We start from the raw sequence: 20,447 nt of genomic DNA, 5'->3' as shown, positions 1-20,447 counted from the left end.
CGCCCGGAACATGCAATCGGACAATCGCTTTTTTGATGACTTCGTGAAGGTGCTCAATGGCGCCGCCGGCACGCTGGCCGGGGTCGGTCGCGAAGCCGAGGCGGGCGCACGGGCGCGGGCCAAGGAATGGATCGGCGGCTTGGATTTCGTCAGCCGTGATGAATTTGAAGCGGTCAAGGCAATGGCGGTTGCAGCCCGTGATGAGGCCGATGCGCTCAAGGCGCGGCTCGATGCGCTTGAGGCGCAGACTGCCAAACCGAAGGCTGCCAAGCCCAAATCGGGAGCGGAATCCGCTGACGCCTAGATTATCTTCCAGGCAGGCTGCCGGCAAAGTGGCCTGCCCGTCGCGATCGACAGGGATTTTCATCCACAACTTTGTCGCGAACGCGCGACGCGGGTGGCCTTCTGCGCGCTTGTCACATGGAACATCGCCGTCCACGGTGACACCACAACGCCCGCTGGGGAGGGCCATATGACTGTCGACGATTTCGAGAGCGGCCGGGACGCAAGCGCCCCGATCGACATGCTCGAACAATATTTCGCCGCGCATGGCTGGAATCATGAGCGCACCGGTGACGAGGAAATCGTCGCCAACTTCCAGGGCAGCTGGGCGCAATATGAGTTGCGTGCGGTCTGGCGGGAGGAAGATCGTGTCCTTCAGTTTCTGGCGCTGCCCGATATTCGCGTTCCGGCGGACAAGCGCGGCACGCTGTACGAAACGATCGGGCTGATCAACGAACAGCTCTGGATCGGTCATTTCGAAATGTGGGCGTCGTCCGGCATGCTGCTGTTCCGCCACGCCACCCTGCTTGAAAACGGGCAGGAATCGATGCTGACGATCGAACAGGCGGAAACGCTGGTCGAAGCCGCGATCGACGAATGCGAACGTTTCTACCCGGTGTTTCAGTTCGTCCTGTGGGCGGACAAGACCCCGCAGGAAGCGATTGCCGCCGCGCTGATCGAAACGCAGGGCGAAGCATAGGGCCTGTTAACGGGTGCCGCCGGGGGCCGGCTGGGAGATTTAAGCGTGTCTGAACTTCTCGAAGGGCCGCTCTGGTTGGTCGGTGCCGGCAATATGGGCGGCGCGATGCTGCGCGGCTGGCTGGCAGCCGGGCTGGATCCACGGCAGGTGACGGTGATCGATCCGGCAGCGAAGGACCTGCCCGAAGGCGTGCTCGCGCTGGCCGCGCCCCCGCCCGACGGGGCCGCGCCGGCTGTACTGGTGCTCGCGGTGAAGCCGCAATTGCTCGATGTCGTGGCGCCGGCGATCGCGGGGGCGCTGGAGCGCGAGACGCTGCTGGTGTCGATCCTCGCCGGGGTCGAGATCGGATCGCTGCGCGAGCGTTTTCCAAAGCCCACAGCCGTCGTCCGCGTCATGCCCAACACGCCGGTTGCGATCGGCAAGGGCGTGATGGCGCTGTATGGCTCGGGTCTCGATGCGGCAGCGCAGGCCCTTGCCGAACGGCTGACCGCGCCACTGGGCCTCGTCGAATGGATCGCGCGCGAGGATCAGTTCGATGCGGTGACCGCGCTGTCGGGCTGCGGCCCGGCCTTCCTGTTCCGTTTCATCGATGCGATGGCCGATGCCGGCGCTGCGCTGGGCCTGCCGGCCGATCAGGCGGCGCGGCTGGCGCTGGCGACGGTGGAGGGCGCCGCGTTGCTCGCAGCGGCATCGGACGAAAGCCCGGCGATCCTGGCCGATCGCGTGGCCAGCCCCGGCGGCAGCACGCGCGAAGGGATGAACGTGCTGGACGAAGGCGGCGCGATCCGCGATCTTCTGGCCCGCACGCTCGCGGCGTCGGCGCGGCGCAACGCTGAAATGGCGGCTGCGGCACGGGGTAACTGATCGCGGGCGCGCCTGACAAGGGAGGCTGGCGATGGATGAGGACCAAGCAGGCCGCCTAGGTGTCCTGCTGGCGTGGGCGGGCTTCGGCTTCGGGCTTGTAGCACTGGTCCTCCAATTTTCGCTCACCGTGCCTCAGGCGATGGTCAATGGCCGCAGTCTGGCCGGCGCAATCGAATATTATTTCAGTTTCTTCACGATCCTGAGCAACGCGGCCCTCGTGCTCGTCCATCTTGCGAGTGCGAGTGGTGCGCCGTCACTGGCACGGCTCCGCCGCCCCGTGGTGCGGGCCGGCATGACGGGGGTGATGCTGTTCGTCTGCGCCTTCTACCATTTCGTGCTGGCGTCGACATGGGCGCCGCAGGGCTGGTTTGCGGTGGCGGATGTCGCGCTGCATTATGCGGCACCGCTTTTCTATGCCGGCTGGTGGCTGCGGTTTGCGCCACATGGCGGTGTAACGATGCGGCGCATCCCCGTGATTGCGGCATGGCCGTTCGCTTATGCGCTCTATGCGCTCGCGCGGGGGGAGGTCGTGCGCGCTTATCCCTATCCGGTGCTGGATGCGGCGGTGCTGGGCTATGGCCGGGTGGCGGCGAATATTGCCGGCCTGTTGATCGTCTTCGCGGCGCTGTGCGCGGGCGTGATCCTGATCGATCGGCTTCTGGCGCGGGACAGGCCCGCATAAAAGGTTGGGGGATCGGGCCGAACCCAATCCCCCAGGTCTCGCTTAGTTCTTGGCCTTGTCGACCAGCTTGTTCTTGCCGATCCAGGGCATCATCGCGCGCAGTTCCGAACCGACCTTTTCGATCGGATGTTCTGCGGCGAGCTTGCGGCTGGCCTTCAGTTCCGGCTGACCGGCGCGGTTGTCGAGGATGAAGCGCTTCACGAAGCGGCCTTCCTGGATGTCCGCGAGGACGCGCTTCATTTCGGCCTTGGTGTCGGCGGTGATGAGGCGCGGGCCGGTGTGGATGTCGCCATATTCGGCTGTGTTCGAGATCGAATAACGCATGTTGGCGATGCCGCCTTCATACATCAGGTCGACGATCAGCTTCACTTCGTGGAGGCATTCGAAATAGGCCATTTCCGGGGCGTAACCGGCTTCGACCAGCGTTTCGAAACCCGCCTGGATGAGGTGGGTGAGGCCGCCGCACAGCACGGCCTGTTCGCCGAACAGATCGGTTTCGCACTCTTCCTTGAAGGTCGTTTCGATCACGCCCGAACGGCCGCCGCCGACTGCCGACGCGTAAGACAGTGCGACGTCATGGGCGTTGCCCGATGCGTCCTGCGCGATTGCGATCAGGCAGGGCACGCCGCCGCCCTTCACATATTCGCCGCGCACGGTGTGGCCGGGGCCCTTCGGTGCGATCATGAACACGTCGAGATCGGCGCGCGGCTCGATCAGGCCGAAATGGACGTTCAGGCCGTGGGCGAACGCAATCGCCGCGCCCGGCTTCAGATTGTCCTTGAGATCGTCTTCGTAGATCGCGGCCTGATGTTCGTCGGGCGCCAGGATCATGACGATGTCGGCCCACTTGGCGGCTTCGGCGTTGGTCAGCACCTTGAAGCCGGCTTCTTCGGCCTTCTTGGCGGTCGCCGAACCGGCGCGCAGTGCGATCGCGACTTCGGCAACGCCCGAATCACGAAGGTTCTGGGCATGGGCATGGCCCTGGCTGCCATAGCCGAGGATGGCGACCTTCTTGGTCTTGATCAGGCCGATATCGGCGTCCCGGTCGTAATAAACGCGCATGTTGGTCTTCCCTGCGATGTGATCGGTTGAAAGCAGTCCGCCCGGCTCCATAGGCCTCAAGCGGACAGGAGTGAAGGTTCAGGCGGGTTCCTTGCCCCGGGCGATGGCGGCCACGCCCGTGCGGGCGACTTCGATCAGGCCAACTTCGCGCATAAGTTCAAGGAATTTATCGATCTTTTCAGATCCCCCGGTAACTTCGAACACGAAGCTCGAAATCGTCGCATCGACCACGCGGGCGCGATAGACTTCGGCCAGACGCAGCGCTTCGATCCGCTGATCGCCGGTGCCCTTGACCTTCACCAGCGCCAGTTCGCGCTCCACATGGGGGCCAAGCTCGGTAAGGTCGGTCACCTTGTGGACATTCACCAGCCGGTCGAGCTGGGCGATGATCTGGTCGATCACCGCACGCGCGGCGGCGGTGACGATGGTGATGCGGCTGATCGTTTCATCTTCCGTCACTTCGGCGACGGTCAGGCTCTGGATATTGTAGCCGCGCGATGAAAACATCCCCGCGATCCGCGCCAAAATACCCGCCTCGTTGTCGACGATGACGGAGAGCGTGTGGCGCTCGACGGTTTCTTCCTTGATGTGCATTCGTTTATCCCGTCATCCCCGCGAAGGCGGGGATCCATAATCTCTGCCGCTACGAAAAATCCGCGACCGCCCGGCATATGGATTCCCGCCTTCGCGGGAATGACGGTCGTGGAAGGGACGCGAAACTCAAACCAGCGCCTTGGCCTCGTCGTCCATTTCGCCGGATACTTCGTTGGCCTGCAGGATCATGTCCGTATGCGCGGCGCCCGACGGGATCATCGGGAAGCAGTTGGCGAGTTTGGCGACGCGGCAATCCACCATCACCGGGCCGGGGGTGCTGATCATCGCTTCGATCCCGGCGTCCAGATCGGCCACATTCTCGATGCGCAGGCCCGTCCAGCCATAGGCCTCGGCCAGCTTCACGAAATCGGGCAGGGCTTCCGAATAGCTTTCCGAATAACGGCCGCCATAGGTCAGGTCCTGCCACTGGCGGACCATGCCCATATATTCGTTGTTCAGGATGAAGATCTTCACCGGCAGGCGATATTGCGTCGCCGTCGACATCTCCTGAATGTTCATCAGGATCGATGCTTCGCCGGCAATATCGATGACGAGCGCATTCGGGTTGCCGATCTGCGCGCCGATCGCGGCGGGCAGGCCATAGCCCATCGTGCCAAGGCCGCCCGAGGTGAGCCACTTGTTCGGGCCCTCGAAATCGAAGTGCTGGGCCGCCCACATCTGGTGCTGGCCGACTTCGGTGGAGATGATCGGGTTCTTCGTGCGGGTCGCCTCCCACAGACGCCGGATGGCGAGCTGCGGCATGATCTCCTTGGTCGATTCGGGGAAGGACAGGCATTTGCGCGCGCGCCACTGATCGATCCGGGCGAACCACGGCTTCAGATCCTGGCCGCCATGCTGGCGTGCCTTCCACAGCTTGACCATGTCTTCCATCGCGCGGCCGACATCGCCGACGATCGGCAGGTCCACGCGGACATTCTTGTTGATCGACGAGCGATCGATATCGATGTGGATCTTCTTCGATTTCGGGCTGAACGCATCGAGCCTGCCCGTGACGCGATCGTCGAAGCGGGCGCCGAGACAGACGATCAGGTCCGCTTCGTTCATCGCCAGATTGGCTTCGTAGGTGCCGTGCATGCCCAGCATCCCCAGCCATTGCGGGCTGGATGCCGGGAACGCGCCGAGGCCCATCAGGGTCGAGGTGACGGGCGCGCCGGTGATGCGGGCCAGTTCACGCAGGATCTGGCTGGCGGCCGGACCCGAATTGATGATGCCGCCGCCGGTGTAGAGGATCGGCCGTTCGGCCGCCGCCAGCATTTCGACCGCAGCGTCGATCAGCGTCGGTTCGGCCTTCACCTGCGGGCGATAGCCCTTGTGCGGCAGCGCGCCGGCGCCGGGCTTGCGATAATGCGCGGTGGCGACCTGAACGTCCTTGGGCAGATCGATCACGACCGGGCCGGGGCGGCCCGAAGTCGCGATGTGGAACGCCTCATGGACGATATCGCCAAGCTTGGCCGGATCTTTCACCAGATAATTATGCTTGGTGCAGTGGCGGGTGATGCCGATCGTGTCGCATTCCTGGAACGCGTCGGTGCCGATCAGCGCCGTCGGAACTTGCCCTGTGATGATCACCAGCGGGATCGAATCGAGCAGCGCGTCGGCAATGCCGGTGACGGCGTTGGTCGCGCCCGGGCCGGATGTGACGAGGACGACGCCGGGCTTGCCGGTCGACCGGGCATAGCCTTCGGCCGCGTGCACCGCGCCGCCTTCCTGGCGGACGAGAATGTGGCGAATCTTCTGCTGGCGGAAGATGGCATCATAGATGGGGAGCACCGCGCCACCCGGATAGCCGAACACGACCTCGACGCCGAGATCCGTCAGCGCCTCGATCAAAATGTCCGCGCCGGAGCGTTCGGCAACCATCGCATTCGTCCTTTCAATCACTCGGAAGAGGGCAGGCCCTAGTCCAATTCGGCCGCCCATTGAAGCGCGGCCTCCACCGCACCGCACAACAACGGTAAGGTGGGGCGCTGCTAAATGCAATAAACTAACTTGTCAACGCCATTTGGTATAATAATATTGCGTAATTACCGATTTTTGCAGCATCGAGTTGCGTAATTGCCCGTTTCCAGTCTTCCGGCGGTTGCTGTCGGAACCAGGTATATTGGCGTTTGGCATATTGGCGGGTGGCAGCCGTCGCGCGGGTGATCATCGTCGTGCGATCGATTCGATTTTCAAGGAAATCGATGATTTCCGGCACACCGATGGCGCGCATCACTGGCAAGGCTGGATCCAGATTCCGGGCGATCAGCGCTTCGACCTCGGCGAGCGCCCCTTCGTCCAGCATCGCTGCGAAGCGTGCGTCGCAGCGCGCGCGCAGCCAATCGCGCGGCGGCAGCAGAATCACTGGGGCCAGGTGGATCATATCGCCGATGCCGCCGGCGCGCGCGGCCTGCCAGTGGGCAATCGGGTAGCCGGTCGATCGCACCACCTCCAAAGCGCGGGCGATCCGGGTGGTATCGGCCGGGTGCAGCCGGGCGGCGGACGCCGCATCCTCACGCGCCAGCGCCGCATAAGCCTCCGCCACGGGCAGCGCACGCACGGCGGCACGGATATCCGGGGCGATTTCGGGCACCGGGGCGATGCCGTCGAGCAGGGTGCGGATGTAAAGGCCGGTCCCGCCGACAAGGATCGGCAGTTTGCCGGCCATATGCGCCGTGTCGATCTCGGCTTTCGCGTCCGCCGCCCAGCGCGCCGCCGAACAGGCTTCCGCGCCGTCGATATGGCCGAACAGCCGGTGTGGCGCCCGGCCTTCTTCTTGCGGAGAGGGGCGGGCGGACAGCACGCGCAGATCGCGATAGACCTGCGAGGCATCCGCATTGATGATCACGCCATCCGATATTTCCGCCAGCGCGAGCGCCAATGCCGACTTGCCGCTGGCCGTCGGCCCTGCGATGAGCGCCACCGCGCGTTTATCCGAGGAGTCCTGTGTGTACATTGCCACGCTGATAGCAACGGACGGCAGTCTTGCGCCCGATATTTCCGATCGCGCGCGTCTGGCGCTGGCCGATGCGGGCTGCGCACCCCTTGTCGGGCGCTGGATTGACGAGGGTTATGCGCTTGATCTTACCTTTGCCGCCGATCCAGAAAAGGCGCGTTTGGTGCTGGAGCCGCTGGCCGATGTCGTCGTCCAGCCCGAAGCCGGCCGCGCCAAGAAGCTAATCATCGCCGACATGGATTCGACGATGATCACCATCGAGTGCATCGACGAACTGGCCGATTATGCCGGGATCAAGGCCGAGATCGCCGAAGTCACCGAACGCGCGATGCGTGGCGAGCTGGATTTCGAAGCCGCGCTCGATGCGCGCGTCGCCTTGCTCAAGGATCTCGACGCGGCGGCGATCGATCTTTGCTATGCCGAACGGGTGCGGATCATGGCCGGCGCCAGGCCGCTGATCGCGACGATGAAGGCCAATGGCGCACGCGCGGTGCTGGTGTCGGGCGGGTTCACCGTGTTCGCCGATCGCGTGGCGGCTGAAATCGGCTTCGATCGCGCGCTGTCCAACACGCTGGGCGTGGCCGGTGGCCGGTTGACGGGCGCCGTGGCGCGCCCAATCGTGGGGGCGGCCACCAAGCGCGAAACGCTGATCGCCGAAGTGGAGGCGCTGGGCATCACGCTGGCCGAAACGCTGGCGGTGGGTGACGGTGCGAACGATATCCCGATGATTCAGGCGGCCGGGCTGGGCATTGCCTATCATGCCAAGCCCAAGACGGCGGCGGCAGCGGGGGCGCGAATCGATCGCGGCGATCTGACGGCGCTGCTTTATGCGCAGGGTTATAAGCGGGCTGATTGGGTGCAGTGACCGGGGAGGGGGCCGGCGTCAGCTTCGCCGGCTCATATCGGCGCCGATCGCGGTAAGCGCGAAGGCGACCGCCGCGCCGCCGCGATCAAATGACAGGCTGATGCCGTCGCCGGCAACGCCGGCCACATGCGCCCGGATTGCGCCAGCTTCCGGATGACGCAGTTCTACCGCCGTGCCCAGTGCCGGGCGGGCGCGGGTCTCGACGAAGGCGCCGGCTGCCGAAACATGGCGCAGGGCGGCCGGGGCCGCGTCATCGGTGACAAGCGTGCACATGCGCTGTCTGCGCCAGGGCGACGCCATCGCAAGCGAGCGGGTGAAATCGCCGAAAACGGCCATGCGAGCGTCTCCCATCTGCGCAGGGGCTTAATCCGCCATGGTGGACGAAGCGTTAAACCGGCCGGATCAGTCGGCCATGGCCGAAAAACAGGCCTGGCTGCCGGCGCGGATCGCGGCGCATGCCTGATCGGCAGCGGCGCGGCTGGCGAATGGCCCGGCCTGCAAGCGCGTCACCGTTCCCGCCTTCACCAGAAAGGGTTGTGCGCTGGCCAATGCCGGCGCGCTTGCCTGAATGCGCCGCCACAGGCCTTCGGCGCGCGCACTGTCGCTGAACGCGCCAAGCTGGATGCGCCATCGCCCATTGGCCGCCGGGGCGGGGGCCATGGGCTTTGCGCGGGCTGGCCGGGCTTCGGGTTTGGCCGGCGCCGCCGTCGTCGTCGCCATCTGCACCGGGGCTTTCGGCGCTGAAAGCAGCGTCCGTGCCTGCTGGCGCTGGCTGGCGGGGATATAGCGGTTCATTTCGGCGAGGCTGGCGACAGCCGACGGCAGTCCCGATCCGGCCGCGCGTGACATCAAGACATAAGCGCGAACCCAGTCGCGCGGCAGGGGATCGCCGTTGAACAAAGCGGTGCCGACAACATATTGCGCCCGTGCGTCTCCCTGATCGGCGGCCTTTTCCAGCCAGGGCATCGCGCTTCGCTGATCGCCATTCTGGTACAGTAAAAGGCCGTAATTGGCCTGCGCCTGCATGTGGCCCTGATCCGCCGCGCGCCGATACCAGCCTTGTGCCATCCCTTCGTCGGCGGGCACGCCGCGGCCCAGCCGGTACGCCTGCGCCAGATTGAACTGGGCATCGGCATTGCCGCCATCCGCCAGCGGCTGCCACGCGGCGATTGCGGCGGCATAATCGCCGCGGCGCCATGCGCTGACGCCGGCCATGCCGCCCGGGGTGGCTTTGGATGTCGTATCGGTGGGTGGTTCGGCCGTGGCGGGCCGGGTGACAATCGGCGCGATCACGATCAGCGCCATCGTCGCAGCCAATAGTCGCCCCCCAAGCGCTGCCTTCATCTCGACCATCCTGCTGAAATACCCGCCCCGCTTAGTCCGATATGGTTAACGCTCCGTTCGCCGCGATACCAGTGGGTGATCGCATGTCGGATTAACCACTTCTTAGCCGCGTGGGTGGCATTTGGTTGAATAGCGACGACTATCGAGGAACGGTTATGCGGGTATTGGCGCTGGCATCACAGAAGGGGGGGTCCGGCAAGACCACGCTTTCGGGCCATCTGGCCGTTCAGGCGCAACGCGCGGGCGCCGGGCCTGTCGTGCTGATCGATATCGATCCGCAGGGTTCGCTTTCCGATTGGTGGAATGAACGGCAGGACGACATGCCGGCTTATGCGCAGACGACGGTCGCGCGGCTTGCCGCCGATCTCGAAATGCTGCGCCAGCAGGGTTTCCGCCTGGCCGTGATCGATACGCCGCCAGCGATCACCATGGCGATCCAGAGCGTGATCCAGGTTGCAGAACTGATCGTCATCCCGACCCGGCCCAGTCCGCACGATCTGCGCGCCGTGGGCGCTACGGTTGATCTGTGCGATCGCGCCGGCAAGCCTTTGCTGTTCGTCGTCAACGGCGCGACGCCCAAGGCCAAGATCACCTACGAGGCCGCCGTCGCGCTGTCGCAGCACGGCACCGTCGCCCCCGTCACCCTGCACCACCGCACCGATTTCGCCGCGTCGATGATCGACGGGCGCACGGTGATGGAGGTCGATGCCAAGAGCAAATCCGCGCTCGAGGTCGAAGCCTTGTGGAGCTATGTGTCCGACCGGCTGGAAAAGAATTTCCGCCGGACGGTTTTTTCGGCGCCCGGCCAGATCGCCGGCAACGTCACGGCGCGGCCCGCGGCTGGCTTCGGCCGCCGCGTGGTCCAGCAGTAAGGAGCGGCCGGCATGAGCGAACCCCGCACCTTTGCCTCCCTGTCGTCGAGCTTGCTGGCCCGCAAGGGTTTCGCCAAGCCCGCGATGCGCCCGCAGAGCCATATGGTCCCGTCGGCTCAGGATGATCTCGGCTGGAACGACATGGGCCTGGCCGGATTCGAAGATCAGCCGACCCAGCCGGCATCGTCCTACCTTACGCCGCTACCCATCGTGGGTGTCGACGATGATTTCGCCAGCGATACGCCGGTTCCGCAGGTCGTGCTCCAGCAGGCCGAAATAGCCCGCGAGTTTGGCGATGCACCATCGGTGCCGCCCGCATCCGTCGCGGTGCCCACGCCTGCGCCTGCGCTCGCAAAGAAGCGTGCCGAACGGTCGCCCGTCCGCAAGGTCGCGGCGGCGCCGATGGTGCAAGCGCGTCCGAAGGCGGCCTTCACCCTGCGGCTCGATCCCCAGCGCCATTTGCGGCTGCGGCTGGCGAGCGCGATCGGCCATCGTTCGGCGCAAAAGCTGCTGGTCGATGCACTCGACGCGTATCTCGACACCATTCCCGGCCTTGATGCCGTGACGGCGGGCATGTCTGCCGATCCGGCTGGCGGCACCCCGAACGCCTGAATCCGGGCGCCTGCATTCAGAGAGGAAGGGTGATGAAAACCAACGCTCTGCTCAAATTTTCGGCCTCGGCTGCAATTCTGACTATCGTCACGGTGGGCTGCAAACCGGCCGACACGCGTCCGGCCACACTGTCGTCCTCAGCCGTCAAGGGCGATCGCGATGTGGCGCGGGCTGTCGCCAGGGCATCGGCCGCCATTGCTAATCGGGATGCCGTTGCGGCGATTGCAGCGGCGGAAGCCGCCGTGGCGCTGGCTCCGCGCGACGCGGCCAGCCGGGCGATGCTGGGGCAGGCCTATCTTCTGGACGGTCGTTTCGCGTCCGCGCGCACCAGTTTTCGCGATGCTCTCGCGCTCGATCCGGCATTGGGGAAGGCCCAGCTCAACCTTGCCCTGGTCGAAGCCGCAATGGGCCGCGCGAATGTGGCGCTCCCCATGCTCGATGAACTCGATGGCAAGGTCGGCGCGGCGGATCGCGGCCTGGCCTATGCTCTGGCAGGGGATGCCGCGCGCGCCGTAACGATCCTGGAGGCCGCCGCCCGCGCCGAAGGCGCCGATGCGAAGGTACGGCAGAATCTGGCGCTGGGCTATGCGCTGGCCGGGCGCTGGAACGAAGCGCAGTCTACGGCAGCGCAGGATTTGCCGGCGGATCAGCTTGGTCGGCGGATGATCGAATGGGTGCTGTTTGCCCAGCCGCGAAACAGCTGGGATCAGGTGGCCGGGGTGCTGGGCGTCAAGCCGAGTTATGATCCGGGCCAGCCCGTGGCGCTCGCGCTCGCTCCGCTTCCCGAAACCGTCGCTCCCTTGGCGGCGCCCGTCGCCGTGGTGGCAGCCGAACCGGTTGAGGTGGTCCCTGCGGCGATGGAAGCTCGACCGCCTGCCATCGACATGGCCGAAGCCACGGAACCGCCAGTTGAAGCTGCACCGGCCGTGCCGATGCTGTTGCAGGCCGCGGCTGTTGCCCGGCCCGAAACCCCCGTTGCGCCACCGCTGATTGCGGCGCCGCCCGCCCCGGCGAAGCTGATGATGAAGGCTGTGTCCCCGGTGCGCGCTGCCCGTGCGCCGCAGGCTAATGGCCGTTTCGTCGTCCAGCTCGGCGCTTACAGTTCCGCCGCGCGGGTCGAGGCCGCCTGGAACCGCATCGCCGCGCGCGTTGCCATGGTGACCGACTATGCCCCGTCCAGCGGCACGTTCGCGCTTCAGCAAACGGGCACGGTCTATCGCCTCAGCCTGGCGGGGTTCGCCACGCGCGATGCCGCGACCGGCGTATGCGAACGGGTTCGCGCCAAGGGCGGTGAATGTTTCGTTCGCGCCGCGATCGATGATCGGCCGATGCAATGGGCTGGGCGCAAGGCCAAGGGCGAACAACTCGCCTCGCGCTGATTTCAGGCGTCCTCGCTGCCATCCTCGGTGGCCAGGATCACCAGCGCATTGCCGAAGGACAGGGTGAAAGCCGCGCCGCCGCTTGGCCGGTTGGATGCGCGAACATCGACGCCCATCGCGGCGGCGAACCCCTTGACGATGGCAAGGCCCAATCCACTGCCGCCCTGACGATCGCTTCCGCGCCCTTGTGCGAAGGTTTCGAAGATTGCGGCTTCCATGCCCACGGGCAGGCCGGGGCCGTCATCCAGCACGCCCAGTTCCACTGAATCCGGTGTACGGCGGCCTTCCACCGTGATCCGTCGGCCCGCGCCACCATGTTGCGCGGCATTGACCAGCAGGTTGATCAGGATGTGGTGCAGCAGGCGCGGATCGGCGCGCACCAGCGGCAGATTGGGCGGCACCTGCAGATCGATGTCGTGATTGCGCAATTGCCGGCGGACATCGTGGACGGCCGATCCGATCGCATCGGTCAGGTCGATCGGCTCGGGGGCGATTTCCAGCGCACCGCTGTCGATCCGCACCATATCGATCAGATTGTCGAGAAAGCGCTTCAGCCGCTGGGTTTCGCCCCGCGCCGTTGCCACTGCGCTCGACGATGGGTGCTCCGTCGCCAGCGTTTCCACTGCCGCCATCACCGAGGTGAGCGGCGTGCGCAGGTCATGCCCGATCGACGACAGCAATGCCGCGCGCAGCCGATCGCGTTCCTTCAGCACCGAAAGCTCGCGCATTTCGCCTTCCAGTTGCAGCCGTTCATGGGCGAGGGCGGCCTGCCCGACCAGCGTCGACAGCAGTACCGCGCGATCGGATGTGACGGGTTCGCGTCCATCCTCGCGGGCAAGGCCCAGAACGGCGAGCACCCCCAGCGCGGTCTTGAGCGGATGAAACTGCCAGTCGGCGGCGTTCAGCGTCGCGGTGCCGTTGCCGGCGGGTTCGCCCCGGCTCCACGCCCAGTCGGCCGCCGCCATGTCCACCGGGCCGAGCGCGTCGACCGCCGGGCTGGCGGCCGCGATCACCAGCTGGCCGTCACGCTCGCTCATCACGATGGCATGCACGTCGAGCAGGCGGGCGGCTTCCTCGCACACCACCCGTGCGGTGGTGTGGGCGTCGGACACGCGTGCCAGGGTTTGCGCGAAACTGGCGACTGCGGCATTTTCGCGCGCGCTGCGCACGCCGATCTTGGCCCGCGAACGCAGTTGTCCGGCCAGCTGGCTGGCAAAGGCGGCGACGCCGATCAGCACCAGCACCGTCACCACGCTTTGCGGATCGGCGATGGTGAAGGTGTGCAGCGGCGGCAGGAAGAAGAAGTTGAACGCCAGCGCCGATAGCAGCCCGGCCAGCAATCCCGGCCGCAAGCCGAAGCGCACCGCGGCCGCGATCACCGGCAACAGGTAGATCAGGTCGATCGCGCCCGGCCCGGTCAGCGGCTGGATCAGATGGGCCAGCAGGGTCGTCGCCGCGATCAGCACCGCGATCGTGGCCCATGCGGAAGGCGTGCCCCAGCGCGCGGCGGCGCGCGGTGTGCGGCGGGTGCCGAGGGGTGTGCTCTTGTCTGCCGGAATGACGTGGACGGCCAGCCCCTCGCTTTCCTTCAAAATCGCATCGACGACCGATCCATGGCGGAGTTCGAACCACCAGCTGCGCTGCGATTTGCCGATGACAAGCTGGGTCGCGCGCATGCCTTCGATCTGGGCGCGCAGGCCCGCCAGCACGCTTTCGGCCGGTACGGTGGCGATCGTTGCGCCCAGGCTGGTGGCCAGCGCCAGCGCGTCGGCGACACGGCGTTTCTGGGTTTCGTCGAACGCTTCGGTGCGCGGCGTTTCGATGTGGACAGCCATCCACGGGCTGCGCAGCGCATCGACCAGTCGCTTGGCGGCGCGGACCAAGGATTCGGCGCCGGCCAGTTCGCTGACCGCGACCAGCACGCGATCACCGGCGGCGTAGGTGCCCGGCACAGCATTGGCGTCGAGATGTTCCAGCATCTGCTGATCGACGCTGAGGGCTGCCCGGCGCAGCGCCATTTCGCGCAACGCCGACAGGTTCGATTTGGAAAAGAAATGCCCCAGCGCGCGGGTCGCTTCCTCGGGGACGTAGACCTTGCCTTCTTCCAGCCGCTGGATCAGTTCGTCGGGCGGCAGATCGACGATCTCGATCTCGGCATCCTCGAACACGCTGTCGGGCACGGTTTCGCGCACGCGGACGCGGGTGAAGCTGGCCACCACGTCGTTGAGGCTTTCGACATGCTGGACGTTGAGCGTCGTATGGACGTCGATCCCGGCATCCAGCAGTTCGGCCACATCCTGCCAGCGCTTGGGGTGGCGGCTGCCTTCGGCATTGGTGTGGGCATATTCGTCGACAAGCGCGAGGCCGGGCCGCCGTGCGAGCACCGCATCAAGGTCCATTTCGGTCAGCGTGTGGCCATGGTGGGCGATCTGACGGCGCGGGATCACTTCGAACGGGGCGACCAACGCCTGCGTTTCCGCGCGGCCATGCGTTTCGACCACCGCGACGACGACATCGGTCCCGCGCGCCATCCGCTCTGCGCCCTCGCGCAGCATTTCATAGGTTTTGCCTACACCGGGTGCGGCGCCCAGGAATATCTTCAGCCGGCCGCGTCCCTCGCGCGTGGCGGTACGCAACAGCGCATCAGGGGAAGGGCGCAGGGGTTGGGGTGGCTTGCTCGACACGGCGGCCGGATTACGCGAGCGCGGCCAACAAGTCGACGGGGGCGGATTATACTTCACTGTCATGCTGAACTTGTTTCAGCATCCACTCTTCCACATGCGCGGACGTCGCCTGCCGCACGATGGACCCTGAAACAGCGAAGCGACCCGCTGAGCCAGGGTGACGGAGGAAGTGTGGCCGGGAAGGCGCCATCTTAATGGAATTCTAATGCGGCCCCGTCGCTTCCCTATCGAACCTTAACGGCACACGCGCCTATCTGCGTCATCCTCCGGGCTGCGCGTGCGCCCGAAACAGGAGGATGATTCCATGCCCGATCTGATCTGGCTGGCGGTGCTGGGCGGCTTGTTCGCTGCAACGCTGGCTTATGTCCGCCTCTGCGATGCTGCCTGAAGGGGCACGGATGATGGCACTTGATCTCATGCTCGCCGCGATCGTCGCTGCAGGGCTGCTTCTTTACCTCGTGGCCGTGCTCGTCCGGCCCGAACGCTTCTGATCGGACACTCCCATGACCATTCAGGGCTGGATATTGATTCTCGGCTTCGTCGCCATCCTCATCGGGCTGGCCAAGCCCATGGGGCTGTGGCTGTTCGCGTTGTACGAAGGGCGCCGCACGCCGCTGCATCGCATCCTCGGGCCGGTGGAGGCCGGCTTTTACCGGCTTTCGGGCATTGATCCGAATGTCGATCAGGGATGGCGTCGCTACGCGGTCCATATGCTGCTGTTCAACGTCGCATTGCTGCTGTTCACTTATGCGGTGCTGCGGTTGCAGGGCGTGTTGCCGATGAATCCCGATGGGATGGCCGGTGTCGGCGCGGATGGCGCGTTCAACACCGCGATCAGCTTCACCACCAACACCAACTGGCAATGGTATTCGGGCGAAGCGGCCCTCACCAATCTTAGCCAGATGCTGGGGCTGACGATCCACAATTTCCTGTCGGCCGCCACCGGCATCGCGCTGGCCTTTGCCCTGTTCCGGGGTTTCGCCCGGCGTGAAGCGCGCGGTGTCGGCAATTTCTGGGCGGATATGACGCGGGTCACGCTCTATCTGCTGCTGCCGATCTGCGTCGTCTTCGCAACCTATATGATCGCGTCGGGCGTACCGCAGACGCTGGATCAGACGGTGGTCGCGACCACCCTGGAAGGCGTGCAGCAGAAGATCGCGCTGGGGCCGGTCGCCAGCCAGGAAGCGATCAAGATGCTCGGCACCAATGGTGGCGGCTTCTTCAACGCCAATAGCGCGCATCCCTTCGAAAACCCGAATGCGCTGGTCAACCTGTTCCAGATGCTGGCGATCTTCGCGATCGGCGTCGGCCTCACTTATTGTTTCGGCAAGGCCGTCGGCAACACCCGGCAGGGCTGGGTGATCCTGGCCGCGATGCTGATCCTGTTCACCGCAGGCGCCGGCATCACCTACTGGCAGGAAGCCACTGGCAATCCGGTGCTGCATGCGCTGGGGGCAGCGGGCGGCAATATGGAAGGCAAGGAAGTCCGCTTCGGCATTGCCGCATCGGCCTTGTTTTCGGTGGTGACGACGGCGGCGTCCTGCGGCGCGGTCAACGCGATGCATGACAGCTTCACGCCCTTGGGCGGCATGATCCCGCTGTTCAACATGCAGTTGGGCGAAGTCGTGATCGGCGGCGTTGGCGCCGGCATTTATGGCTTCCTGTTGTTCGCCATCCTTGCGGTGTTCGTCGCCGGGCTGATGGTGGGCCGCACGCCCGAATATGTCGGCAAGAAGATCGAAGACCGCGAGGTCAAGCTCGCCGTGCTCGCCATCGCCATCCTGCCTTTGTCCATTCTTGGCCTGACCGCGCTTGCCGCTGTCCTGCCGGCGGGGCTGGCGGGTCCGCTCAACAAGGGACCGCACGGCTTTTCGGAAATCCTCTACGCCTTCACCTCGGCGACCGCGAATAATGGCTCGGCCTTTGCGGGGCTTTCCGCCGGCACGCCATTTTACAATGGCACGCTGGGTGTCGCGATGTGGCTGGGCCGGTTCTTCGTAATCGTGCCGATGCTGGCGATCGCCGGCAGCCTCGCGGCGAAAAAGCATACGCCTGCCAGTGCCGGGTCTTTCCCCACCACCGGGCCTTTGTGGGTTGGTTTGCTCGTCGGGATCATCCTGGTCCTTGGCGGCCTCACCTTCCTGCCCAGCCTCGCGCTTGGCCCCATCGCCGATCATCTCGCGATGATCCGCGGCCAGCTTTTCTGATCGGACACGGACCATGACCGCACCGACACCCACGATGTTTTCCACCAGCCTGCTCGTGCCGGCGATCGGCGATGCCGTTCGCAAGCTCGATCCCCGGCAATTGATCCGTAACCCGGTGATGTTCGTCACCGCCGTGGTGGCGACGCTGCTCACCGTCCTGCTGATATTGGGGGATGAGCGGATATCCACCGGCTTCCAGGTCCAGCTTGTCATCTGGATGTGGCTGACTGTGCTGTTCGGCACCTTTGCCGAGGCGCTGGCCGAAGGGCGCGGCCGCGCGCAGGCCGCATCGCTGCGGGCCACCAAGGCTGAACTCAAGGCCAAGCTGATGCTCGGCGTGGGCGATACCTATGAAATCGTCCCCGCCAGCCGGCTCGACAAGGATGCGATCGTTCTGGTCGAAACGGGCGATCTGATCCCCGCCGATGGCGAGGTGATCGAAGGCGTCGCCAGCGTCAACGAAGCCGCGATCACCGGCGAAAGCGCGCCGGTGATCCGCGAGGCGGGGGGCGATCGTTCGGCCGTCACCGCCGGCACGCGCGTGATTTCCGACAGGATCAAGGTCCGCGTCACGGTCGAACCGGGGCAGGGCTTCCTCGATCGGATGATCGCGCTGGTCGAAGGGGCCGAACGGCAGAAGACCCCCAACGAAATCGCGCTCAATATTCTGCTCGTTGGTCTCACGATCATCTTCCTGATCGCGGTTTCCACCATTCCCGGTTTTGCATCCTATGCGGGGGGCAGCATCCCCGTCGCGATCCTCGCGGCGCTGCTGATCACCCTCATTCCGACGACGATCGCGGCCTTGCTGTCGGCGATCGGCATTGCCGGCATGGATCGGCTGGTGCGGTTCAACGTGCTCGCCAAATCGGGGCGCGCGGTGGAAGCGGCGGGTGATGTGGACGTACTGCTGCTCGACAAGACCGGCACGATCACCATCGGCGATCGGCAGGCAACCGCCTTCCGCCCGGTCGGCGGGATCGCCGAAAGCGCGCTGGCCGACGCGGCGGTGCTCGCCAGTCTGGCCGATGAAACGCCCGAAGGCCGGTCGATCGTCGTCCTCGGCCGTGAAAAGCATGGGGTTGCGGCCCAACTGTCGCCATCCGCCGAAGCGATCCCCTTCACCGCGCAGACCCGCGTGTCGGGTGTGAAGGCGGATGGCGTCGTCATCCTGAAGGGGGCGGTGGATTCTGTGCTGCGGGCCTATCCCGGCCTTGGTGACACGCCCGTCGCCGCCGAACTGCGCCGCGTGACCGATGAAATCGCCCGGTCGGGGGGCACGCCGCTCGCCGTCGTCCGCGATGGCCGGCTGCTCGGGGCGGTCCATCTGAAGGATATCGTCAAGGCGGGCGTGCGCGATCGTTTCGCCGAACTGCGCCGCATGGGCATCCGCACCGTGATGATTACCGGCGATAATCCGCTGACGGCCGCCGCCATCGCCGCCGAAGCCGGGGTCGATGATTTCCTCGCCCAGGCGACGCCGGAGGACAAGCTGGCGCTGATCCGCAAGGAACAGCAAGGCGGCCGCCTGATCGCGATGTGCGGGGATGGTACCAACGACGCCCCGGCGCTGGCGCAGGCCGATGTCGGCGTGGCGATGAACACCGGCACGCAGGCCGCGCGCGAAGCCGGCAACATGGTCGATCTCGATAGCGATCCGACCAAGCTGATCGAGGTCGTCGGCCTCGGCAAGCAGTTGTTGATGACGCGCGGCGCGCTCACCACCTTCTCGGTCGCGAACGACGTTGCCAAATATTTTGCGATCATCCCGGCGATGTTCGTCGCGCTGTATCCGGGATTGGGCGTGCTCAACCTGATGGGCCTGAAGACGCCGGAAAGCGCGATCCTGTCGGCGATCATCTTCAACGCGCTGATCATCCCATTCCTGGTGCCGCTGGCGCTGAAGGGCGTGACGTATCGGCCGATGGGGGCAGGGCCGCTGCTGGCCCGCAACCTCGCGGTCTATGGCCTTGGCGGTCTCGTCGCCCCGTTCATCGGCATCAAGCTGATCGATCTTGCCGTCACCGGCCTCAACCTCGCCTGAAGGAACTCGATATGGGCAAGGACTTTATCACCGCCATCCGTCCGGCGATCGTCATGACATTGCTGTTCGCCCTGCTGCTGGGCATCGCTTACCCGCTTGGCATGACCGGGATCGGCCAGTTGCTGTTCCCACGCCAGGCCAATGGCAGCCTGATCCGCGAAGGCGACCGCGTCGTCGGATCGGCGCTGATCGGGCAGGCCTTCACCTCCGATCGCTATTTCCACCCGCGCCCATCCGCCGCCGGCTCTGGTTATGACGCCAAGGCGTCGTCGGGTTCGAACCTCGGTCCGACGTCGCAGGTGCTGGCGGATCGTGTGAAGGGCGACATTGAAAAACTTATCGCCTCCGCGCCTGGTCAGCCTGTTCCGGCGGACCTGGTGACAGCCTCCGCCTCGGGGCTGGACCCCCATATCACCCCCGAGGCGGCTTTTTTTCAGGTCGATCGCGTGGCTGCTGCCCGTCAGTTGCCGGCAGCCCAGGTCCGCGCGCTGGTGGAGGCCAATGTCGAACATCCCTTGATCGGGATCCTTGGTGAACCGCGCGTCAACGTGTTGCTGCTCAACCGGGCGCTCGACGCGGCGGTGGTGAAGCCCTAATTCAAACGGTATGACCGCTGTGAGCAAGGTGCTGATCGTCGAGGACGATGCCCATATCCGTCGCCTGCTGCGCACCGCCCTCCAGCGGGGCGGGCATCAGGTGGCGGAAGCGGGGACGGCGCGCGAAGGGCTGTCGCTGCTTGATATCGAAAAGCCCGATGTGGTGCTGCTCGATCTGGGGCTGCCCGATCGCGACGGGCTGGAGTTGATCCAGCCCATCCGCGCGCGATCGCAGGCGACCCTGCTGGTCGTTTCGGCCCGCGAATCTACGGAAGAAAAGGTGACGGCGCTCGATCTGGGCGCCGACGATTATGTCACCAAGCCGTTCGACACCGAAGAATTGCTGGCGCGCATCCGCACCGCGCTACGCCACCGTCTCGCCGCCCGCACCGAAGCAAGCCGGGTGGCGATCGGCGATGTGACGATCGACATGGAATATCGGCGGGTGGTGCGGGGTGATGAGGAAATCCACCTTTCGCCCAAGGAATATGGCGTGCTGGCCGAACTGGCGGCGCGTCCCGATCGCGTCATCAGCCACGGCCAGTTGCTGCGCGCGGTGTGGGGGCCGGCGCAGGCCGATCGGGTCGATTATCTGCGCATCGTCGTGCGCAACATCCGCCAGAAACTGGAGGCCGATCCGGCCCGCCCGCGTCTCATCATCAACGAACCCGGCGTCGGCTACCGGTTGGGCCGGGGGTAGGGCC

General features: G+C 65.5%; 20 protein-coding genes. 13 read left to right on the top strand and 7 right to left on the bottom strand.

From position 1 onward, the window contains the following. Positions 1-10: 10 nt before the first annotated feature. The 4 genes from KC8_RS08725 to KC8_RS08710 all read left to right on the top strand — a co-directional run bounded on the left by KC8_RS08725 (position 11) and on the right by KC8_RS08710 (position 2,528). Positions 11-304: an accessory factor UbiK family protein gene (locus tag KC8_RS08725; protein ID WP_010127103.1), complete on the top strand. Its 294-nt coding sequence runs from the start codon at positions 11-13 to the stop codon at positions 302-304. Positions 305-472: 168 nt separating this feature from the next. Next, complete coding sequence (locus KC8_RS08720) at positions 473-982, top strand: YbjN domain-containing protein (protein WP_029624760.1); 510 nt, start codon at positions 473-475, stop codon at positions 980-982. 45 nt (positions 983-1,027) lie between these two features. Then, entirely contained in the window at positions 1,028-1,846 is an 819-nt protein-coding gene (proC, locus tag KC8_RS08715) for a pyrroline-5-carboxylate reductase (RefSeq protein WP_010127100.1), read from the top strand. Positions 1,847-1,877: 31 nt separating this feature from the next. Continuing rightward, positions 1,878-2,528, top strand: coding sequence for a Pr6Pr family membrane protein (locus KC8_RS08710; protein ID WP_010127099.1), 651 nt, complete (start codon positions 1,878-1,880; stop codon positions 2,526-2,528). A gap of 42 nt (positions 2,529-2,570) precedes the next feature. Here the strand turns inward: KC8_RS08710 and ilvC are convergent, their stop codons facing one another. The 4 genes from ilvC to miaA form a co-directional block, all read right to left on the bottom strand. Further along, on the bottom strand, positions 2,571-3,590 hold the full coding sequence (gene ilvC, locus KC8_RS08705) for a ketol-acid reductoisomerase (protein ID WP_010127098.1): 1,020 nt from the start codon (positions 3,588-3,590) through the stop codon (positions 2,571-2,573). A gap of 78 nt (positions 3,591-3,668) precedes the next feature. Beyond that, positions 3,669-4,184 (bottom strand): acetolactate synthase small subunit, encoded by a 516-nt coding sequence (gene ilvN / locus KC8_RS08700; RefSeq protein ID WP_010127097.1) that lies wholly within the window; start codon positions 4,182-4,184, stop codon positions 3,669-3,671. 126 nt (positions 4,185-4,310) lie between these two features. Continuing rightward, positions 4,311-6,065, bottom strand: coding sequence for an acetolactate synthase 3 large subunit (locus tag KC8_RS08695; protein ID WP_010127096.1), 1,755 nt, complete (start codon positions 6,063-6,065; stop codon positions 4,311-4,313). A gap of 124 nt (positions 6,066-6,189) precedes the next feature. Further along, entirely contained in the window at positions 6,190-7,140 is a 951-nt protein-coding gene (miaA, locus tag KC8_RS08690; RefSeq protein ID WP_037496834.1) for a tRNA (adenosine(37)-N6)-dimethylallyltransferase MiaA, read from the bottom strand. Here miaA and serB point away from each other — a divergent pair. Beyond that, complete coding sequence (serB, locus tag KC8_RS08685) at positions 7,133-8,005, top strand: phosphoserine phosphatase SerB (protein WP_010127094.1); 873 nt, start codon at positions 7,133-7,135, stop codon at positions 8,003-8,005. The two genes, miaA and serB, sit on opposite strands and share 8 nt — an antisense overlap. A gap of 18 nt (positions 8,006-8,023) precedes the next feature. Here the strand turns inward: serB and KC8_RS08680 are convergent, their stop codons facing one another. Both KC8_RS08680 and KC8_RS08675 read right to left on the bottom strand, forming a co-directional pair. Next, the gene (locus KC8_RS08680) at positions 8,024-8,341 is read right to left on the bottom strand and encodes a hypothetical protein (RefSeq protein ID WP_010127093.1); all 318 of its coding nucleotides are present in this window, start codon (positions 8,339-8,341) and stop codon (positions 8,024-8,026) included. 66 nt (positions 8,342-8,407) lie between these two features. After that, complete coding sequence (locus tag KC8_RS08675; RefSeq protein ID WP_010127091.1) at positions 8,408-9,349, bottom strand: SPOR domain-containing protein; 942 nt, start codon at positions 9,347-9,349, stop codon at positions 8,408-8,410. Between the two features lie 155 nt (positions 9,350-9,504). Between KC8_RS08675 and KC8_RS08670 the strand changes: the two genes are divergently transcribed. The 3 genes from KC8_RS08670 to KC8_RS08660 are packed head-to-tail and all read left to right on the top strand — an operon-like array spanning position 9,505 to position 12,212. After that, positions 9,505-10,221 carry a ParA family protein gene (locus tag KC8_RS08670; RefSeq protein ID WP_010127090.1) on the top strand — a complete coding sequence of 239 codons (717 nt, stop codon included), beginning with the start codon at positions 9,505-9,507 and terminating at the stop codon, positions 10,219-10,221. Between the two features lie 12 nt (positions 10,222-10,233). Next, positions 10,234-10,833: a hypothetical protein gene (locus KC8_RS08665; protein WP_010127089.1), complete on the top strand. Its 600-nt coding sequence runs from the start codon at positions 10,234-10,236 to the stop codon at positions 10,831-10,833. Between the two features lie 32 nt (positions 10,834-10,865). Continuing rightward, positions 10,866-12,212 (top strand): SPOR domain-containing protein, encoded by a 1,347-nt coding sequence (locus KC8_RS08660; protein WP_010127088.1) that lies wholly within the window; start codon positions 10,866-10,868, stop codon positions 12,210-12,212. A gap of 2 nt (positions 12,213-12,214) precedes the next feature. On the opposite strand, the gene KC8_RS08655 is transcribed toward KC8_RS08660, so the two are convergent. Continuing rightward, the gene (locus KC8_RS08655) at positions 12,215-14,848 is read right to left on the bottom strand and encodes a sensor histidine kinase (RefSeq protein WP_010127087.1); all 2,634 of its coding nucleotides are present in this window, start codon (positions 14,846-14,848) and stop codon (positions 12,215-12,217) included. Positions 14,849-15,297: 449 nt separating this feature from the next. On the opposite strand from KC8_RS08655, the gene kdpF reads away from it, so the two are divergent. Genes kdpF through KC8_RS08630 form a run of 5 tightly spaced genes read left to right on the top strand, consistent with a single transcriptional unit; the run spans position 15,298 to position 20,443 of the window. After that, positions 15,298-15,387 carry a K(+)-transporting ATPase subunit F gene (gene kdpF, locus KC8_RS08650; RefSeq protein WP_138956746.1) on the top strand — a complete coding sequence of 30 codons (90 nt, stop codon included), beginning with the start codon at positions 15,298-15,300 and terminating at the stop codon, positions 15,385-15,387. A gap of 12 nt (positions 15,388-15,399) precedes the next feature. Next, positions 15,400-17,103 (top strand): potassium-transporting ATPase subunit KdpA, encoded by a 1,704-nt coding sequence (gene kdpA / locus KC8_RS08645; protein WP_010127086.1) that lies wholly within the window; start codon positions 15,400-15,402, stop codon positions 17,101-17,103. 13 nt (positions 17,104-17,116) lie between these two features. After that, complete coding sequence (kdpB, locus tag KC8_RS08640) at positions 17,117-19,147, top strand: potassium-transporting ATPase subunit KdpB (protein WP_010127085.1); 2,031 nt, start codon at positions 17,117-17,119, stop codon at positions 19,145-19,147. An 11-nt stretch (positions 19,148-19,158) separates the two neighbouring features. Further along, the gene (gene kdpC, locus KC8_RS08635; RefSeq protein WP_010127083.1) at positions 19,159-19,743 is read left to right on the top strand and encodes a potassium-transporting ATPase subunit KdpC; all 585 of its coding nucleotides are present in this window, start codon (positions 19,159-19,161) and stop codon (positions 19,741-19,743) included. Positions 19,744-19,753: 10 nt separating this feature from the next. Further along, complete coding sequence (locus KC8_RS08630) at positions 19,754-20,443, top strand: response regulator (RefSeq protein WP_010127082.1); 690 nt, start codon at positions 19,754-19,756, stop codon at positions 20,441-20,443. Positions 20,444-20,447 lie beyond the last annotated feature (4 nt).

It is taken from the genome of Sphingomonas sp. KC8, from assembly GCF_002151445.1.
Lineage (GTDB): Bacteria > Pseudomonadota > Alphaproteobacteria > Sphingomonadales > Sphingomonadaceae > Sphingomonas_E.
Note: the sequence above shows the minus strand (reverse complement) of the source record. Positions and strands in the feature narration are given on the sequence as shown.

Coding starts and splice junctions, on each gene's coding strand:
- KC8_RS08725 (WP_010127103.1), top strand. CDS start 11: ATGCAATCGGACAATCGCTTTTTTGATGACTTCGTGAAGGTGCTCAAT.
- KC8_RS08720 (WP_029624760.1), top strand. CDS start 473: ATGACTGTCGACGATTTCGAGAGCGGCCGGGACGCAAGCGCCCCGATC.
- KC8_RS08710 (WP_010127099.1), top strand. CDS start 1,878: ATGGATGAGGACCAAGCAGGCCGCCTAGGTGTCCTGCTGGCGTGGGCG.
- ilvC (WP_010127098.1), bottom strand. CDS start 3,590: ATGCGCGTTTATTACGACCGGGACGCCGATATCGGCCTGATCAAGACC.
- ilvN (WP_010127097.1), bottom strand. CDS start 4,184: ATGCACATCAAGGAAGAAACCGTCGAGCGCCACACGCTCTCCGTCATC.
- KC8_RS08695 (WP_010127096.1), bottom strand. CDS start 6,065: ATGGTTGCCGAACGCTCCGGCGCGGACATTTTGATCGAGGCGCTGACG.
- miaA (WP_037496834.1), bottom strand. CDS start 7,140: ATGTACACACAGGACTCCTCGGATAAACGCGCGGTGGCGCTCATCGCA.
- KC8_RS08680 (WP_010127093.1), bottom strand. CDS start 8,341: ATGGCCGTTTTCGGCGATTTCACCCGCTCGCTTGCGATGGCGTCGCCC.
- KC8_RS08675 (WP_010127091.1), bottom strand. CDS start 9,349: ATGAAGGCAGCGCTTGGGGGGCGACTATTGGCTGCGACGATGGCGCTG.
- KC8_RS08670 (WP_010127090.1), top strand. CDS start 9,505: ATGCGGGTATTGGCGCTGGCATCACAGAAGGGGGGGTCCGGCAAGACC.
- KC8_RS08665 (WP_010127089.1), top strand. CDS start 10,234: ATGAGCGAACCCCGCACCTTTGCCTCCCTGTCGTCGAGCTTGCTGGCC.
- KC8_RS08660 (WP_010127088.1), top strand. CDS start 10,866: ATGAAAACCAACGCTCTGCTCAAATTTTCGGCCTCGGCTGCAATTCTG.
- kdpF (WP_138956746.1), top strand. CDS start 15,298: ATGGCACTTGATCTCATGCTCGCCGCGATCGTCGCTGCAGGGCTGCTT.
- kdpA (WP_010127086.1), top strand. CDS start 15,400: ATGACCATTCAGGGCTGGATATTGATTCTCGGCTTCGTCGCCATCCTC.
- kdpB (WP_010127085.1), top strand. CDS start 17,117: ATGACCGCACCGACACCCACGATGTTTTCCACCAGCCTGCTCGTGCCG.
- kdpC (WP_010127083.1), top strand. CDS start 19,159: ATGGGCAAGGACTTTATCACCGCCATCCGTCCGGCGATCGTCATGACA.
- KC8_RS08630 (WP_010127082.1), top strand. CDS start 19,754: ATGACCGCTGTGAGCAAGGTGCTGATCGTCGAGGACGATGCCCATATC.